Origin of the sequence: Mesorhizobium sp. M8A.F.Ca.ET.208.01.1.1, assembly GCF_004791315.1 — a bacterium.
GTDB lineage: Bacteria > Pseudomonadota > Alphaproteobacteria > Rhizobiales > Rhizobiaceae > Mesorhizobium.
In genome coordinates this window covers 1-372 of the sequence record NZ_SRUT01000110.1, presented here as the reverse complement: position 1 = coordinate 372, position 372 = coordinate 1, and the positions used below count along the sequence as shown (strand labels likewise).

Annotated in this window: 1 protein-coding gene; it reads left to right on the top strand. The window is 59.7% G+C overall.

Going from position 1 to position 372, the window contains the following annotated elements:
- Positions 1-372 (top strand): hypothetical protein (locus EN851_RS36860; protein WP_210234956.1); only part of this gene is annotated, 372 nt, incomplete at both ends.

Below are 372 nucleotides of genomic sequence, written 5' to 3'. Positions count from 1 at the left end.
TCGGTCTGTTCGATGCGACCCTGGCGGGGACGCGGAAGGCGGATTGGCTTTGCGACTACCGAGGCGACAAACCTCGTGGAGGCGAACCAGTCGATATCTTTATGACGCGGCCACGCCCCGAGCTTTCCGATCGTATCGGCATTCTGCGTGTCGATTGGCCAGATGAAAACCGGCGAACCTGGGCGCGAAAAGCGGAAGGGCTAATACTGCCACTTTCTACTCGGCAGCCTGCCGCGCCCACCGGACCGATAGCCGGGGAAGCATTGATTGGCGCCCTATCCAGTCTAGGCTTCTCAACCACTCATGCTACCCAGAAGCTCATCCAGTTGCGCCGTGGCGAGCTCGTTGTCTACGTGAAGCGGGATATCGAGA